Source organism: Mesorhizobium sp. M7A.F.Ca.CA.004.04.2.1, from assembly GCF_004022825.1.
Taxonomy (GTDB): Bacteria; Pseudomonadota; Alphaproteobacteria; order Rhizobiales; family Rhizobiaceae; genus Mesorhizobium.
Map to the genome: position 1 here is coordinate 1 of NZ_RZPH01001648.1, position 658 is coordinate 658.

General features: G+C 65.2%; 1 protein-coding gene and 1 pseudogene. One reads left to right on the forward strand and one right to left on the reverse strand.

The features are described 5' to 3' along the window. Window positions 1–429, forward strand: a pseudogene (locus EN893_RS36720) (antitoxin Xre/MbcA/ParS toxin-binding domain-containing protein); the annotation flags it as partial. A gap of 33 nt (window positions 430–462) precedes the next feature. Here the strand turns inward: EN893_RS36720 and EN893_RS36725 are convergent. Beyond that, on the reverse strand, window positions 463–658 hold a 196-nt coding region (locus EN893_RS36725; RefSeq protein WP_164901532.1), incomplete at its 5' end, for a phosphate acyltransferase.

The window sequence follows — 658 nt, forward strand, 5'->3', positions numbered from 1 at the left end:
GGTATAGCCGGCGTGATCAATCCGCCGACGACCCCATTGATCGATGTCGAGCCTCCTTCGCTGCCAAAATCCGACGATCTCGAATCGATGCTGATCGAGGACTGGGCGGGCCGCGTCGCCGGCTCGACCTATCTGGAAGAGAATTTGCGTATCGCCCGCTCGACCCTGCACCGCTGGCAGCGGCGGGGCGAGGTCATCGCCTTGCGCAAGGGCGGCCGCAAACATGTCTTCCCGCTGGCGCAGTTCGTCGATGGACGGCCGGTTGCAGGCATTCGCGACGTGCTGTCGCTGATCACCAATCCAAGGCTCGCATGGCTGTGGCTGACGCGGCCCTCGGCGCAACTCGACGGGCGCGTCCCGATCGACTTGCTGCGGCAGGATCAGGTGGACGAGGTCGTCGAGGCTGCGCGCGTGTTCGCGCCGGGCTGAACGCCTCCCGGACTCACCGCTAAGGCTCGCCGCTCAAGTCCCCGCCGTATAGGCCGCGATCGCCGCCATGTTGACGATGTCCGAGTCCTTGGCATTCAGCGACACGATCTGCACCGGCTTGTTCAGCCCGACCAGCAGCGGGCCGATCACCGTCGAGCCGCCGAGTTCCTGCAGCATCTTGGTCGAGATCGAAGCCGAGTGGAACGCCGGCATGATCAGCACATTGGCC